The organism is Pseudoalteromonas sp. SG43-1, from assembly GCF_014164415.1.
Taxonomy (GTDB): Bacteria; Pseudomonadota; Gammaproteobacteria; order Enterobacterales; family Alteromonadaceae; genus Pseudoalteromonas; species Pseudoalteromonas distincta.
The window spans coordinates 1-15,784 of sequence record NZ_JACJFD010000018.1; the positions used below are offsets into that span (position 1 = coordinate 1).

Annotated in this window: 18 protein-coding genes; 11 read left to right on the forward strand and 7 right to left on the reverse strand. The window is 38.2% G+C overall.

Annotated elements, in window-relative coordinates; genetic code table 11:
• Window positions 1-674 precede the first annotated feature (674 nt).
• The gene (locus H5159_RS12965; protein ID WP_182734577.1) at window positions 675-1,868 is read left to right on the forward strand and encodes a porin; all 1,194 of its coding nucleotides are present in this window, start codon (window positions 675-677) and stop codon (window positions 1,866-1,868) included.
• A complete protein-coding gene (locus H5159_RS12970; RefSeq protein WP_182780407.1) occupies window positions 1,868-2,329 on the forward strand; it encodes a hypothetical protein in 462 nt (153 codons plus the stop codon). The genes H5159_RS12965 and H5159_RS12970 overlap by 1 nt, the downstream gene beginning before the upstream one ends.
• Window positions 2,330-2,369: 40 nt before the next feature.
• Here the strand turns inward: H5159_RS12970 and H5159_RS12975 are convergent, their stop codons facing one another.
• Window positions 2,370-4,463 (reverse strand): EAL domain-containing protein, encoded by a 2,094-nt coding sequence (locus H5159_RS12975; RefSeq protein WP_182780408.1) that lies wholly within the window; start codon window positions 4,461-4,463, stop codon window positions 2,370-2,372.
• Window positions 4,464-4,722: 259 nt separating this feature from the next.
• Here H5159_RS12975 and H5159_RS12980 point away from each other — a divergent pair, with 259 nt between their 5' ends.
• The 8 genes from H5159_RS12980 (at window position 4,723) to H5159_RS13015 (ending at window position 10,747) form a co-directional block, all read left to right on the forward strand.
• Window positions 4,723-5,655 carry a CHAD domain-containing protein gene (locus tag H5159_RS12980; protein WP_182696304.1) on the forward strand — a complete coding sequence of 311 codons (933 nt, stop codon included), beginning with the start codon at window positions 4,723-4,725 and terminating at the stop codon, window positions 5,653-5,655.
• A gap of 26 nt (window positions 5,656-5,681) precedes the next feature.
• Complete coding sequence (locus tag H5159_RS12985; RefSeq protein ID WP_024597420.1) at window positions 5,682-6,581, forward strand: DUF350 domain-containing protein; 900 nt, start codon at window positions 5,682-5,684, stop codon at window positions 6,579-6,581.
• Window positions 6,582-6,584: 3 nt separating this feature from the next.
• On the forward strand, window positions 6,585-8,306 hold the full coding sequence (locus H5159_RS12990; RefSeq protein WP_182737918.1) for a polyamine aminopropyltransferase: 1,722 nt from the start codon (window positions 6,585-6,587) through the stop codon (window positions 8,304-8,306).
• Between the two features lie 79 nt (window positions 8,307-8,385).
• A complete protein-coding gene (locus H5159_RS12995) occupies window positions 8,386-8,799 on the forward strand; it encodes a YjfI family protein (protein WP_004335098.1) in 414 nt (137 codons plus the stop codon).
• Window positions 8,800-8,823: 24 nt separating this feature from the next.
• Entirely contained in the window at window positions 8,824-9,516 is a 693-nt protein-coding gene (locus tag H5159_RS13000) for a PspA/IM30 family protein (RefSeq protein ID WP_004335088.1), read from the forward strand.
• A 74-nt stretch (window positions 9,517-9,590) separates the two neighbouring features.
• Window positions 9,591-10,229 (forward strand): DUF4178 domain-containing protein, encoded by a 639-nt coding sequence (locus tag H5159_RS13005; RefSeq protein ID WP_182780409.1) that lies wholly within the window; start codon window positions 9,591-9,593, stop codon window positions 10,227-10,229.
• The gene (locus H5159_RS13010) at window positions 10,226-10,546 is read left to right on the forward strand and encodes a hypothetical protein (protein ID WP_024597423.1); all 321 of its coding nucleotides are present in this window, start codon (window positions 10,226-10,228) and stop codon (window positions 10,544-10,546) included. Before H5159_RS13005 ends, H5159_RS13010 begins: the two co-directional genes overlap by 4 nt.
• A gap of 15 nt (window positions 10,547-10,561) precedes the next feature.
• Complete coding sequence (locus H5159_RS13015) at window positions 10,562-10,747, forward strand: hypothetical protein (protein ID WP_024597424.1); 186 nt, start codon at window positions 10,562-10,564, stop codon at window positions 10,745-10,747.
• 29 nt (window positions 10,748-10,776) lie between these two features.
• Here the strand turns inward: H5159_RS13015 and H5159_RS13020 are convergent, their stop codons facing one another.
• The 5 genes from H5159_RS13020 to H5159_RS13040 form a co-directional block, all read right to left on the reverse strand.
• Window positions 10,777-11,178, reverse strand: coding sequence for a hypothetical protein (locus tag H5159_RS13020; RefSeq protein WP_024597425.1), 402 nt, complete (start codon window positions 11,176-11,178; stop codon window positions 10,777-10,779).
• Between the two features lie 10 nt (window positions 11,179-11,188).
• Window positions 11,189-11,722, reverse strand: coding sequence for a hypothetical protein (locus H5159_RS13025; RefSeq protein WP_182737919.1), 534 nt, complete (start codon window positions 11,720-11,722; stop codon window positions 11,189-11,191).
• A 109-nt stretch (window positions 11,723-11,831) separates the two neighbouring features.
• Window positions 11,832-13,208 (reverse strand): aspartate ammonia-lyase, encoded by a 1,377-nt coding sequence (locus H5159_RS13030; RefSeq protein WP_182725032.1) that lies wholly within the window; start codon window positions 13,206-13,208, stop codon window positions 11,832-11,834.
• A gap of 11 nt (window positions 13,209-13,219) precedes the next feature.
• Window positions 13,220-13,585: a hypothetical protein gene (locus H5159_RS13035; protein WP_223231703.1), complete on the reverse strand. Its 366-nt coding sequence runs from the start codon at window positions 13,583-13,585 to the stop codon at window positions 13,220-13,222.
• A 101-nt stretch (window positions 13,586-13,686) separates the two neighbouring features.
• Entirely contained in the window at window positions 13,687-13,872 is a 186-nt protein-coding gene (locus H5159_RS13040; protein WP_024596419.1) for a hypothetical protein, read from the reverse strand.
• 200 nt (window positions 13,873-14,072) lie between these two features.
• On the opposite strand from H5159_RS13040, the gene H5159_RS13045 reads away from it, so the two are divergent.
• Window positions 14,073-14,663, forward strand: coding sequence for a DUF938 domain-containing protein (locus H5159_RS13045; RefSeq protein ID WP_039488722.1), 591 nt, complete (start codon window positions 14,073-14,075; stop codon window positions 14,661-14,663).
• Here H5159_RS13045 and H5159_RS13050 read toward each other — a convergent pair.
• A complete protein-coding gene (locus H5159_RS13050; protein WP_138489881.1) occupies window positions 14,640-15,779 on the reverse strand; it encodes a GNAT family N-acetyltransferase in 1,140 nt (379 codons plus the stop codon). The genes H5159_RS13045 and H5159_RS13050 overlap by 24 nt on opposite strands.
• Between the last annotated feature and the right edge of the window lie 5 nt (window positions 15,780-15,784).

A 15,784-nucleotide genomic window follows, 5' to 3' on the forward strand; every position in this document is an offset into this window, starting at 1 on the left:
ACCTGACTCCATGCCGAACTCAGTAGTGAAACGAAACAGCGCCGATGATAGTGTAGCATTTGCTATGTGAAAGTAGGACATTACCAGGCTTCAAATTGTAGAGAGCCCGACTAGAAATAGTCGGGTTTTTTTACGTCTGCAGAAAAGTGAAATACGCGCAATTAATACACACTCATATCGCGACACAAAGAGAGTGTAGCATTTCACTGCGACTTTCTACCGCTGTGGGCACTACGACATCATCAGGGTTCAAATTGTAAAAAGTAAAATGTGGTGAATTACTCACATATCGCATTATAATTTAGCTAATTTACATCCTACCAAGCACTTATGTAAAACACTCAATCTTGGTGAACGAGATAAATTAAGAATCAGTTTGATCCCCTACTTAGTTGAAAAGTATCTATATAAATATAGTTAAGCTCTATCTCAATAATACTGAATGGGATTGAGGTAAAAACAGTGTTACCTAGGTACTTAATACTCTTATAGAGCACATATATTGTGCCAACATGTAATTCATTGACTATAATCATTAATCCTAGGTCGCGGTAAAGAGCGCTACTTAAAATAATTAAATAATGGATTATCCGAACTGGTGAATTATTTCCTTGTTAGCATAATTAATCTTCATTGTACTTTGCATAATTCAACAAAGGATTTAATTTTCTCTGATGCGATATAAAATATCTTGGTGCTTACTTTTTACCACTATGCTTACTCATTTTTCAGCTTTTTCTAATGAGTTAGAATTTTCTGGTTATGCTCGAGTTATTGGTGGTTACTTAGACGAAAAAAATGTCGAGTTTAAGGGATATGAAGACAGTATTAAATTTTCTCCATCTAGTTTAATTGGATTCCAAGGCGAGTATCAATTTGATGATAAGTGGTCTGCAACAGCTCAATTTTTGTTAAGAAGCAATAACACAACAGCTTCCGATAACTCAGGGTTAGAGTGGTTATATTTAACATATAGACCGACAGATAATATTCAAATAAAACTCGGAAAGTTACGCACACCTTTTTTTACCATGAGTGACTTTTCGGATGTTGGTTTTGCGTACCCATGGATCAATCCACCTCAACAAGTTTATGATACTTATTTATTTAAAACGTTTAATGGCATAGATGCTGTTTATAAATTTGGTGCAGAAAACTTTGATTTGAGCTTTGAAGGTTACTATGGTGAAGAGTCGGGTGATATAGGGATTGGCGCCTTAAGAACGGGCTTTGAAGTTGATAATCTTTTAGGGTTCATTGGTAAGATTAATATTGAAAACTTAGAATTTAGAGTTTCCCGTTATAATGGGAATATCAAGCTTGATATTGATGAGATAAGACAGCTAGAAAATGTGCTTAATAGCCTTAATTTTACAAAAAGCGCCAGCTCGGTAAAAACAAAAGGTAGAGCACATGCAAATCAATTTGGCGTAATTTACGACAATTTAGATTATTTTTTTAGAGGTGAATGGGTCCGCATTAAAACTGATTTGGGGATAGTGCCTATAATTCAAAGCTATTATTTAACTGCCGGTGTTAATCATGCTCCTTTTACATACCACTTAACATTTGCAGATAGCGACGTAGAAACTCGTTCTGCTGAAAATGAAATTCCGTTAGGTATTAATAGCGACTTAGATCAACTTGCATATGGGTACAATCGTATTTTTGATGAATCTACGCCTGATTCAATTAAGAGTTGGACGGTTGGTGTACGCTGGGATGTGCTGCCAAACCTTGCCTTAAAAGCTGAGTTTTCAACCCTAGAAGGTGACGATGTAAAAGACTCGTTTTTCGTTACTCCTGATGACTCTGATTTTGATAAAAAAACTAATCTTTATCTTATTGGTTTGGATTGGGTGTTTTAATGATATTTTTTAAACCTATTAATAACATTAAAAAAATAATGATGCTCTTTGTAGTCGCTAGTAGCCTATTTGGTTTTAGCATTTCAGTTTATGCAGAAAATACAAACCCCTTGAACGTCATTATTGTAGTAAATACCACAGATAAAAACTTATCTTTTAGTAAGCAACAAATTCGCCATATTTATATGGGCGGAGCTATGAGCAGACAATTTAAAGCAGTTAACCTATTTGTCGGCAATCCGCTTAGAATAAATTTTAACACTAGGATGGTAGGTCTTACTGAATCTAGAATACAAGCTTATTGGGCCCAAATGCGATTCACGGGGCGCAGCAAGCCCCCTGTCGAATTTGAGTCTACAGAAGAGGTTATAGAGTACTTACTAACCGTTGAAGACTCAGTAGCTTACCTTCCAGCAGGAATTACTATACCTAAAGAGCTCACCATAATTGCACTAAATTAAAAGTAAGCCGTTTGCTTAGTAAAAAATCAATTGCACTGAGTTATTTTGAAGTTATTGTTAGTTCTTTAAATAATATTTTCGCTCGTTCAATTGCGTGTGGTAGTTGTGCAATGCACACTGGTTTTGCAAAGTAATAGCCCTGCATTTCATCACTACCATTTGATACTAGGTAGTTAGCTTGGTCGGTTGTTTCAATTCCTTCGCTACATATTTTTAAACCAAGGCGTTGGCCTAAATCGAGTATTGCTTGTAATACTGCAGTGTCTTTTGCTGAGCTTGCATATTGATTTACAAACATTCGATCTATTTTTAATGTATCAATTTCAATTTTAGTAAGGTAACTCAATGAAGAGTAACCTGTGCCAAAGTCATCTAATGCAATTGAGCCTCCCATAACTTTAACTTGATTAAAAAATTGATTCGCGTTTTCAAAATTTTCTAAATAGCTTGATTCTGTTATTTCAAACTGAACATTTGAAATATCGACGCTATGTTCAAGTAGTTTACTTTTTACAGTATGAATGAAGTTATGATCTTTTAAGTCATGGCTTGAAAGATTCATTGAGACGAGTACATTATTCCCCATAAGTTGTTTTAGCATTTGCACATCTTTAAATACTTGTGTGATCACCCATTGGGTAATCGCTTTTATTTTACCTGCTTGTTCCGCTATAGGTATAAACTCATCAGGAGAAACAAAGCCTAGCTCTTTGCTTTGCCATCTTATTAAGGCTTCTAAGCCTTGAGCTTCGCCTGTATTCGACATTTTAAGCTGATAAAATAACTCAAATTCATTTTGCGCTATTGCGTGAGATATTAAGTTAGCGACTTGCGCTTTTCGTTTGTTATCTTCAAGCATTTTATGGTGGAATATTGTATATGCGCCTTTGCCTTTTTCTTTTGATGTGTACATTGCAATATCGGCATTACTGATAAATGTATTTATATCAAATTCAGCTTCTTTGGCACTTGCAATACCAATACTAATACCCGCTGGTACGTCCCACTCATTTATAGTGAATGGCTCTTTCATACCCTCAATGATACTTTCGGCAATATCTATAACAATAGATTGCTCAGTGATATTAGGTAGCATAATTAAAAACTCATCACCGCCTAAGCGTGCAATTATGTCGTTACTACGCAGATAACTTTTCACTTTTTTAGCCACAGCTTGTAAAAGCATATCTCCGGTTTCATGGCCTAGGGTGTCGTTAACGCCTTTAAAACTATCAACATCAAAGAACATAATCGCAACGTCTCGGTCGTTACTTTTACTACTAGCCAGCTCGAGTTTGAGTAGGTCCATAAAAAACATGCGATTAGGTAAACCTGTTAATATATCGTAGTTGGCGAGGCGCTCCATTGAATGCGTTTGTACTAAAAGTTGTGCGGTGTGTTTATGATTGGTTTGAACTTGGGAGTCAATTGTTTGTAGTAATGCATTAATGTCGTTACCAAGTTGAGATACTTCATCATGACCAGTGACTTGGTATTGAAGCTTATAATTTGTTGATTTTTCAACTTTCTGTGTGAACTTCGAGAGCGCTAAAAGTGGGCTTAATAAACGCTGATATATCCAAAATGAAATAATAATGGTGAGTGCAATAATTAAAACAACAAATGGAGCTGCACTATAAAAAAGGCTAATTTTACTTTCATTCAATGGCTTTTTAAAGTCTTGCACAATGAGCAAATATCCAATAGGAAATTGCTCCTCCCCAATTGCCTTTAAGGCCACTAGTCCTTCATTGGTTATTGTAACCGCATAAGGTAAATTTTTTGGTTGAATACTTATAAGCTCAGGCTTAAAGCTCTCAAGCTCTAAATAGTTAGGGTGGACATACGATTGGATTAATTGCCAGTCAGCGTCAAATACATTAACAAACTTAATGTGTTCATATCGATCAAAACCGAGTAATTCGGTGGTTATAGAGAACAAATCAACTTGCTCAGACATAACACGTAATAAGCTATCGGAAATATTTGAAGACATTGCATCTAAGTTTTGTTTAACAGATTGGCGATATAAATCTTCGTGTTCATTAATTGCGAGGAAAAAAACTAAATTTGCGCTAAATATAATTAAAACCGTTGTTATTATAATAAATTTATATCGAATACTATGAAGCATCAAATCTAACCCTTAACCATCATTTAATTATGTTTTAGTTATTATTGTGTAATCAGGCAATCCATAATTACAAAAAAGTTACTTACTACGCCCTTTGTAGCACTAAAAGCTTAACATTGAGAATGCTTTTAAATTCATATACTAAATATAGCTGTTTATTTAATTTTGTACTGACTTACTTTGTTGCAATTTCATTCTTGGTTTAATAAGTGACCTGTGTAAAACTACCTAAGTTAATTTAGTAAATCAGGTGACATGAATGTCGAATATTAAAGCTTGGAAACTTATAAGCCTGTTTTGTTTGTTCGCAGTGCTTATGGGTTGTCAATCTAAAGAAGAGCAGCTGCAACAAACAATTCAAGAGTCTATTAAAAAAGCAGATACAGAGCTGTCACAGCTTGGTACTGCGCTTGATAATGGGAATGTGCGCAATGCTGTATTACTTAAAGGATATGGCGAGCTCCTTAAAAAACAACAACCAGAGCTTACAAAAGTTGTTGATGTAATTACCCTTGATGCAACGCGCCAAGGTGCACTTTATAGTGGTTTAACACAGCGACTTAAAGATATTAAAGGAACTTACTTAATTCCTCCTTACGAAGATACGTTGCATAGCATTGATTTGTTGCGTGATGCGTCTAAACCTACGCTATTTTCTGATGCGTTAACCGATCCTATTAATATGCTAGCTGATATGTCCAAAGGCACTTTAGCGCGTGTAGGCGCAATTAGTAAGCAAGCTGAAGGTGAGGGTGTTGGTAACCAAATGGTAGGTAACCCTAACTATGGTAACTGGCAAACAAATAGTAATGGTATTAGCTTTTGGCAATGGTACGGCATGTACCGTATTTTAGGCGATGTATTTGACCGCGTTGAATATGGTAGTTGGAGCAAGCGCCGAAAGTATAGTTATTACAATGACTATGGCCGTTCGCGTTATTCAAGCCCTAAACAAATTAAAACCCAAAGCGCGCTAGAAACACGCACGCGCCAAACATACCAACGCCAAGGTAAGCAGTTTACAAGCCCTTATGCGAGTAAAAAAACAGGTGCATCCGGTTTAAGCCGTAGTAGTTATACGCCACCAAAAAGCCGCAGTAGTTATTCTCGTTCTAGCAGTTATAGCAATAGCTCAGGATCGGTGCGTGATAGCGGTAGCAGAACCTCTCGTGGCGTGAGCCGTGGTAAGTAAAAGAATAAAGTTGGAGTTAGAATAATATGTATGAATTTAATGGAATAACTATGTGGTCGCTACAAGCATTGGCGATTGATTTTGCAATTATTGTTTTATTATTTGTAAGCCTTAAATATATAAAAGGCTGGGTTTCAAACTTACACGCAAATGATGAAATAACAGAGCGTGATAACTTTGCTTTTGGTATTAGCTTTGCCGCTGGTTTAGTGGCACTGGCGATTGTATTAACAGGTGTAAGTAGTGGTGCTTTTGCTGCAACACTGCAACAAGAAGCACTGCAAATGTTAGCTTACGGCGCATTAGCAATTGTACTTATTAAGTTGGGTCACTTTTTTCAAGATAAAGTAGCGCTTCGTAAAGTAAGCCTGCACGACGAAATAGTTAAAGGTAACGTTACAGCTTCAATAATTGATTTTGGTCATGTTGTTAGCGTTGCAATAGTTATTCGCTCAGCACTTTTATGGGTGGCTACTGATGGCTGGCATGGCCTTCCAATTGTAATTGCTGCCTTTATTATAGGTAGTGTTGTATTACTACTTGTTAGCCAGTACCGAGTGCAGTTATTTAAGCGTACAAACAAAAGTGGCGACTGCCTACAACAAGCAATTGTTGATGGTAACTTAGCTGTGGGTATTCGTTACGCTGGATTTTTAATAGGTAGTGCATTAGCTATTACAGCTGCAACGGGTGTTGCGCCATACGCTGCTGATAACATTAATGCGAGTTTACTATACTGGGCTATTAGCGCTGTAGTGAGCCTTGTCGCATTTATTATTTTGCACTTAGTGACAATTAAAATAATTTTATCTGGTTGCGATATTTCAGATGAAGTTAATCGTCAAAAAAATGTAGGTGTAGCAGCTATTTCTGCAGCAGTATCATTTGCTGTAGGTATCACTATGGCAACCTTACTAGGCGCATAATCAGTGTCATCAACCAACACTCCCCCAAGTAAGTCTCGCTTACTTGGGCACGATATATTACTAATTACTGTTATGGCCGTGCTTGCTGGGTGCGGCCTTATTTATGAATACTTACTGTCTCATTATGCGGGCCGTGTACTTGGCTCAGTAGAAAGCGCTATTTACGCCATGATCGGTACTATGATTGTAGCAATGGGCTTAGGCGCTTTTTTAGCGCGCTGGTTTAAAGATGCATTTACCGCTTTTGCTTGGCTAGAAAGCATTATTGCTTTGGTTGGCATGGGCTGCATTTTAGCGATAGCGGGTGTAATAGCTGTAAGTTATTCTCTTCCTCATTTATTTTCGAGCATTTTTAACTTACCCCCAGACGTTGTACTTAATGGTTACGTATTTCAAAAGCTACAAGAGTGGTCACGTTTTCTACCTTATGTTTTTGGTTTAATACTGGGTTTATTTATTGGTATGGAAATACCGCTTATAGCGCGCATTCGTCAGCACGTTTATGGCCGTTTTTTAGAAAACAACGCAGGGACTATTTATGGTGCCGATTATATCGGTGCTGGTATTGGTGCAGCCATTTGGGTAAGTATCATGCTCTCAATGCCTATAATGCAAGCTGCAGCGTGGACGGCGTTATTTAATATCATCGCAGGACTCGCTTTTTTATGGCGTTACCATGCCCATGTGCGCTTTGCTAAGGCACTTTTAGTTTGCCATATAGTACTGTTGGCATTGTTTGGCTTTATTTTAGTATTTGGCAGTAGCTGGATGAACAATCTAAGTAATGTTTTATACAAAGATAAAGTAATTTATTCGCAAGCAACCAAATACCAGCACGTAGTTTTAACCGAAAGGTTAAGCAAAAACCAACCTCAGCCAATCACCGATTTATATTTAAATGGACGTTTGCAGTTCTCAAGTATTGATGAACAAATATATCATTCAATGCTGGTTTACCCTGCAATGCTTGCCTCTAACAGACACGACCGTGTATTAATAATTGGTGGTGGTGACGGGCTTGCACTTAGAGATGTTTTAAAATGGCCTGTGAGTGAAGTAACGTTAATAGATTTAGACGCGCAGCTTCTCAATTTATTTGGTCATAAATACGGTGACTTTACCCCGCCAGAGCACATCAATAAGCGATTACTACAGCTAAACAATAAATCGATGCAAGACTCGCGAGCCAACATAATTGTGGGTGATGCATTTTTAGAAGTAGAAAAGCTACTTGATCAATCTAAGCAGTTCGACACTATCTTAATTGATTTACCGGACCCAAATCACCCTGATCTAAATAAAATGTACAGTGATTACTTTTATAATCATGTACGTCAGTTATTAGCACCCGATGGCGCAATGGCGGTTCAATCAACTTCACCTTACCACGCTAAAAAAGCGTTTTTAAGCATTGCTAAAACAGTTAAAGCCGCAGGGTTTGAGTATGTTGAGCAGTATCAGCAAAACATACCTTCGTTTGGGCAGTGGGGCTGGACTATAGCCACTAAAATGGGTCAGTCGGCTAGTGGCCGTATTAATGATGCGACGGCTATGCCTGTGCCATCAAGATGGATTAGTAAAGAATATTTATTGGCAAGTTTTGTATTTCCTAACCAATACTTTGAACAAGTTAAAAGTATTGAGGTCAATAGGTTAGGATCTGGTCAGCTTTATGATTACTACCGAACTGCATGGCAAATAGAAAGCGAATTGTATAAAAACTAACAAAACATGGTTGACATAATATGTCGACCATGAGAATCTTAACTCAGACATAATATGTCAAACGACAAAAGGCAGAGACATGGAATTAAATGAACTTTCAATAAAATTAGCTTCTTTTGAAACTGAAGGCGCTAACTTTGAGTCTTTCTTGATTGCCAACCCAGGCGAGCAAGATGTTTTACAAGTCATTGTTGATGGAAATGATGAACTTCCAATTTTTGTTACACAAACGCAAGAGCAGTTGTTATGTATTAGCTACTTGTTTGACGAAGATGAAGTTAAGAGTGAATTACGCAACGAGTTAAACGAAACATTACTACGTTTAAACGTGCCAATTCCACTGAGTGCATTTGCTAAAATCGATAACAAATACGCGATTTTTGGTGCACTGTCGGTAAATTCATCATTAGATGACGTTACCCACGAACTAGTGACTTTAGCCGATAACGCTATCGATGCACTAGAAGCCGTGACCTTGTATTTAAACGATTAATAGCCAGTTAGTGGAGTTAAGATTATGAGTATTTTAAAAAAATTATTTACAGCAGTACGTGGCGGCGCTCGTGAAGCAGGCGAAGCAATTGTAGACAAAAATGGCATCCGTATTTTTGAGCAAGAAATTGCAGACGCGCAAAATGCACTTCACCGCGCAAAAAAAAGCCTTACAGAAGTAATGGCTAAAGAAATGCAGACTAAGCGTAAAATTAGCGCTGTAGATGCATCAATCGCTGAACATGAAGCGTATGCAGGCCAAGCTCTTGAAAAGGGCAACGAAGCGTTAGCATTAGAAATTGCAGAAAAAATTGGTGACTTTGAAGCAGAAAAAGCCGAAAACGAGCAAGTATTATCTGGTTTTAGTAACCATATTGTTGCGCTTAAGCAGCAAGTTAAAGATGCTGAAAAATCAATTAAAGAGAATCAGCGCCAGCTTACAATGGTTAAAACCACTGAAAGCGTACAGCAAGCAACAATGGCTGTTAACAGCACGCTTAATACAAACAGCTCGTCTATGACATCGGCTCGTCAATCGCTTGAACGCATTAAACAGCGTCAACAAGATCGTAGCGACCAGCTAGGTGCTGCAAAGCAACTTGAGTCAGACGTAAATGGCGATGACTTAAAAGCAAAAATGGCTGAAGCAGGCATTGGCGACACAAGTCCAAAAAGTGCTGATATTTTAGCTCGCATCAAAGCGAAGCAAAATAGCTAACCATTACGTTTATACTTTAAAAAGGTAACCGAGTTTTGCTCAGTTACCTTTTTTGCTTAGAAGGCAGCCTTCCTATGTTTAATTTTTTCAAATCTAAAAAAGAGCCAGAGCGTCAGCTTAATCATCCGAGCGAGCTAAAAAAAGGCGACATGTTTAGCGTTATCGACTCATTTGCTTATCCGGTATGGTTAAAAGGTGAAACGCTACGTGTTACTGATATTCAGACTTACCAATATCAGCACAGCAGCGATACTGAATTTGTACTTGAGACAAATAGCGGCCAAGTTGTATTTTTACAAATTGAGCAAGATGACGGCGAAGAGTGGGCTAACTTTTCTATTAAAATTCAGCGCAACGAAGTTGAAGAGATATTTGGCCTTGATGAGTTTGCGCGTATTTTTGATGAAGAGTCGTTAACCCACATTACAGTGCAAAATACACCAGAGCGCTTTATGCAGTTTTTAGCTAAAAGTTATCAACAAAGCGAGTCGCCTTATGTGTGTTATTTCCATAATAAAGATTACCGCAACCAAACATTGCCTCGCTATGAGCAAGAAGGTGGTGAACCATGCGAAATGATTTGTTTAGCATCAGATAATGAAGGCTTTGGTTTAAATATCGAAATTTGGGATGGCGGCGAAACCGAAGTATCGCTAACGCTCATGCGTCCAATGTCTGATATTGTAGACTTGTTTCCCGGAGATGCTAAGTGAGTGATGCTAAAGACAAGTGGTTGCGTCAGGAACAAGCTGTACGTGCCACACAAATGGCATTTGATCTAAGCAGTGAAGTTCAAAAGCTGATAAAAAAGCAAGCTATTGACCAAGAGTTAACGCCGTCAGATATGATCCGTAAAATACTTGGCTTAGATGTAAAGTCTAAAAAAACGCGTCAACGTTTATCGTTTAATTTAAATGATGATGAGATTGCGCAACTAGCCAGTCGCTTTGATGTCCCAAGTGATGATAAGCGAGCCGTAAAACAACAAGTAGCTGACTTACTAATTGCTCACACTAAAAAAACTAAGTAGTTGCACTAGATTATTATGAATATTACTCTAATTGCTTATCTACTTATTTTTGCATTGTTTGGTACTGCGGCGAGTTATTTTGTACGCTTTATTTATGCATATTGGGTGCTTAAAACAATGCCCATGAAGTACATTATAAAAGCGGGTATTTGCGTAGTGCTGGTTGTTGTAATTTCAGCGTTAATTCCGTATTTAGGTTAACGCTGAAATTAGCTTATACGCGACCGTTTTTATTTTATATCAAACGACTGGCATTGGTGATTAATACACAGCGATTGCACTTCAAGTACTGGTGAACAATCGGTTAAGCCTTGTGCTTTATTTTGTATTTTTTCTTGTTTTGTTATTTGTTGAGCAAGCTGTTCTGCTTCTTCTTGAGATGTGTTCAGCGTTGAATAAACAGCATACTTACTCGGTCCGCCGCATGCGCGGGCGCCCACTTCAAGTACTTTGCACTGAAAGCTTGCAGTGCAGCTGTTATTACTCACCATGTTATTCAGATCATAGTTTAAGTCAGATAAGTTTTTACTTTGCTCATTTGACGTCACAGTACTAGCACAACCACTTAGTAGTAAAATGCTGCTAGCAATGCTTAAAATTGATAGTTTAATTGCCGATGGTAAACAACTCATAACGTTATCCTTAAAATGCACTTACCGCTGAACCTTCAAGTTTAACACATTTATTTTCAACACACTGCGTGCTTGGCGTTGTTAAATGCTGACAAATGCTCATCATCCCTTTTTGTGAATTATAACTACTTTCAAGCTTAGTAATTTTGTCGCTAAGGGCTGCTACTTGTTTTTCAGACGCTGATTTTGTTGAATACACAACAAAGCTACTTGGCCCGCCACACGCGCGACTGCCTACTGCACTTATTCTGCATTGAGTGCTGGTATCACATTGCTTATCTGTAATTAGCGTATTTAATTCGGCTTTAGCTGTTTTTATATCGTCTATTGAAACGTTTTTTAAATCAGCTTTTGGTATTTTTTCAGCAACTAGGTTCTTTTTAGTATTTTCTTGTAATTGAGTGTTTTCTTTTAGCTTTTGTAGCTCTTGCTTTGGTGCTTCAGCTTCTGAGGTTATTGTTACTTGCTGCGTTTCAGTTGGCGTTTTATCTAAGCATGCAGTTAAACAAAGTGGTAAAAGTATGGCTAACAATGGGGTACGCATAACAAACCTTGATAGTGATGAAATATTCATCACTATCATACACGGTGCATTTTTTACGGCAATAAAAACTATATTATCAAGTAATTAAAGCCGTGAAAAATATCGTTTATTAAAGTCCACCCTGCGTTAGTTTGGTGGGATTAAGTAGCTTTTCGAGTTCATTGCGTGGTAAATCGGTTTCTTGTTCGGCTACATCAATAATAGGGCGGGCTTCCTTATAAGCCTGCTTTGCTATTTTTGCTGCTTTTTCATAACCGATCACCGGATTGAGCGCAGTCACTAAAATTGGATTTTTAGCGAGTGCTTTATCTATATTAGGCTTATTTACTTTAAAGCTGGCAATGGCTTTATCGCCCAATGCTTGTGCGCTATTGGCAAGTAATTCTATGCTTTGCAAAATATTATACGCAATGACTGGCAGCATAACGTTTAGCTCAAAATTACCCGCTTGGCCTGCTACTGTAATGGTCGCGTCGTTACCGATTACTTGTGCGCTTACCATGGCTGCGGCTTCTGGTATTACCGGATTTACCTTGCCAGGCATAATAGACGAGCCCGGTTGAAGTGCTTCTAGCTCTATTTCGCCTAAGCCCGCAAGTGGTCCTGAGTTCATCCAGCGTAGGTCGTTCGCTATTTTCATTTGTGCTACAGCGAGTACTTTTAATTGCCCCGAAAGCGCTACTATGGCGTCTTGTGAGCCGATGTTATAAAAAAAGTTACTACTAGGCGTAAATCTAATGCCTACATTGGCACTCAGGTTTTCTGCAAATTTGGCTGCAAACTTAGGATCTGCATTTATTCCTGTTCCAACAGCTGTACCGCCTTGTGCCAGTTCGCATACACGCTCTAAGCTATGTCTAATTCCTGCTGCGGCATGGTTAACTTGTGACTGCCATGCACTTAGTGTTTGATCAAATGTAACAGGCATTGCATCCATTAAATGCGTACGGCCCGTTTTAACTATATGGCCTACTTCAGCTTTTTTCTTTTCTAGGCTTTGCGATAAGTTTTCAAGCGAAGGAAGTAATTCATACACTACATTTATTGCGCTACTGAGTGCGATAGCAGTAGGGACTACATCGTTAGAACTTTGCCCCATGTTTACATCATCATTAGGGTGAATGCTTTCACTGCCTAATCGGCTAGCAAGCGTTGCAATAACTTCGTTGGCATTCATATTTGAGCTTGTGCCCGAACCGGTTTGAAAAATATCAACGGGGAAATGCTCAACATGCTCGCCATCAATAATACTTTGACAAGCTTGCTCAATAGCATTTGCTTTGTCTTTACTTAAATGGCCAAGCTCGCAGTTACTTTGCGCAGCAGCTTGTTTTATATAAGCCAGTGCAGTGATAAATTGCTTTGGCATAGATAAGCCACTAATGGCAAAGTTATTAACTGCTCGTTGTGTTTGCGCCTGATAGAGCGCATCAGTAGGTACTTGTAGCTCGCCCATGCTGTCTGATTCTGTTCTAAAGTTGCTCATAAGTGTGCTCCTTAAAAAGGGTTGAATTCGTGACTAAGAATACGAGCTTCACGCTCAAGTATTAAAAATTGTGCAGTATTGTTATGCACCTTATAAAACCGTTTTAATGCTAATAATGGCTTGTATAGCTGCTCTAAACATTGTTTACGAATAGCATTATGTATAAGAGGGTCGCACATTTTGTTCATAATTTCATGGTGTGTGCGCCTAAGATAAAACTCTTGAAGCAAGGGATTATGTTGTTGCTCAAATTTTTTGGCGACGTTAAGGGCGGTTTCTATGTAATCGGCAACGAGCATGGGGGCATGCAGGCCAGGTCTTAAGCAATGACAAGAGAGTTCTTGATGGTAGCGATGCTGGGCATAATTTGAAGACATAAAAAAACCGACTCAAGTTAACGATAATAGTTATCATTACATTTAATCGGTTTCAGTGTAAACAGTTATTATAAAAATTATTTGCGTTACTAATTTGAGTATTAATTGTAGCCAAGAATAAATATCTGATCTGTTTCATGTTTGCTCATCGCCTGTTGATTATGTTTAGGGTGCGAAAGTAAATCGATTACTGTAGCTCTCATATCAACGGCGTAACTATGATCGTCGGTGGTTTTTTCGGTTATAGCAATGGCCGCGTCTACAGCGGTATAAGGGGGTATATGCATAATTTTATCCTTTGAAATTTAATATAAGTTAAACCCTTTAGTGGGTTAACAATATAAAAGCATATTACGTACCAACCATAATGAGCCAGCTCAACCATATGATAGTTATAGTATTTAAAAATTACCTTTTTTTCATCACGACAAAATAAGCTAAATTTGCTTTACTGTTGTGCATTAATCTACAATTTTGGTGCACAGTAATGACAAAGCCATTTTCACAAGCCTGTGAAAACAATAAAACCCCTATTTTAGAGCAATTAAAGGACGTATTAAAAAATACTAAAACAGTCCTCGAAGTCGGATCAGGAACCGGCCAACATAGTGTGTTTTTTGCAGAGCAATTACCGCATTTACAATGGCATACAAGTGATCGCGCTATAAACCACGAAGGGATTAATTTATGGCACCGCGAAGCTAATTTAACTAATTTACATGCACCACTTGAGCTTGATTTAAATAATGAATGGCCTGTAGATAAGGTTGACGCTATTTATACTGCAAACACATTTCATATTGTAAGTTGGCAATTAGTTGAACGTTTTTTTGACGGTGTTAAACGTCACTTAAATAGCGACGGTATGTTGTGTATTTACGGACCATTTAAGTACCAAGGTGAATTTACCAGCCCAAGTAATGATGACTTTAGTGCCTTTTTAACAGAGCGCGATCCGTTAAGTGGAATAAGAGATTTTGAAGCAGTTGAACAACTAGCTAAGCAAGCAGGGCTTACGCTTATTAGCGATACTGCCATGCCTGCAAATAATCAGTTACTCGTTTTTAAACGGCAGTAATGAGCTACATTGCTCTTTATATATATCAATATGGCCGCGTTCACGCTTTAAGTAGTCGCTTATTGCATTACTGAAATCGCCATCAACAATATGGTGAGCAGAGTAGGTAAGTACGGGTTCAAATCCGCGTGCTATTTTGTGCTCACCTTGTGCTCCCGAATGAAAGCAGCTGAGTTTATGCTTTATTGCAAACTCAATACCTTGGTAATAGCACAGCTCAAAGTGAAGCGAATCTACTTCTTCACTTGCTCCCCAGTAGCGCCCATAAAGTGTATTCTCACCTACTAAACTAAGTGTTGCAGCAATCACGTTGTCGTCTTTTTTGGCCAGCATAATAACGAGGTTATTAGCCATTAATGCATGTAAAAGCGTAAAAAACTCCATATTTAAATAGCCCAAATGACCAGATCGCTTTAAGTAGGTACGCTGATAAAACTCACAAAACAATTGCATTATCTCGGGCGTAATTTGCGTTCCTTGCAGCCATTCAATATCAATATTTTGTTGCGCTATTTTAGCTCGCTCTTTTTTAAGTGACTTACGTTTTCGTGAGTTAAGTATTTGCAAAAAATCGTCAAAGGTTTCAAAACCTTTATTAAACCACTGAAATTGCACACCCACTCTTAGCATGGCATGTTGCTCAGTTAATGATGTTGCTTGGGCTTGGTCGCAAAAATTAACATGCCACCCCGACCACCTTTGCTCAGCACTGTGTATATTAAGTTGCTCTGTAATGTACTGATACACCGCATTTGGATTCGCGTGCTCGATAGCAATACGCTTGCCTTCAATAGGGCTAAAGGGAATGCCAGATAGCCACTTGGGATAATATTCTAAACCGTGTTTTTCGTATGCCTCAGCCCATGCCCAGTCAAATACGTACTCGCCGTATGAATGACTTTTTAAATACCCAGGTGCAAGCGCAATGAGCGTATCATCTTCAAAAATAGCGAGGTGATGGGGCTGCCAACCGCTTTTTTGTGTTACGCATTGGCTTTGTTCAAGGGCATATAAAAAAGCATGTTGAGTAAATGGTTCATCACCAAATAAACGTTGCCACTGCGCCTGATCAATCTCATTAATACTGCTAAACCATTGGTGCGAAAACGTTCCCATGACTA